Annotated in this window: 1 protein-coding gene; it reads left to right on the top strand. The window is 61.2% G+C overall.

Annotated features, from left to right (window positions below; all coding sequences use genetic code 11):
• The coding region (locus CVH10_RS23920; RefSeq protein WP_181244747.1) for an ATP-binding protein at positions 1-240 on the top strand (240 nt) is incomplete at both ends.

Here is a 240-nt window from a genome sequence, read left to right as displayed (position 1 = left end):
GGCGGCGTTTCATCGGGTCAGCGACCTGTACGGCGCGATCTCTGAGTCGGTGCTGGACGCCTCACTGCCGAAGCTGAAGGCCGCGCTCTACAAACCCAGCCTGCTGATCCTCGATGACTTCGGCATTGGAGAGATGACGCCCGTGGCTGCGCAGGTGCTGCTGGATGTCGCCGACCGTCGAATGCGCTCAGGCTCATTGCTGATTACCAGCCAGTATCCCTCTGAGAAGTGGCACGACTT

Source organism: Halomonas sp. ND22Bw (assembly GCF_003011945.1).
Lineage (GTDB): Bacteria > Pseudomonadota > Gammaproteobacteria > Pseudomonadales > Halomonadaceae > Halomonas > Halomonas halophila.
This window is presented reverse-complemented; position numbering and strand designations above follow the sequence as displayed.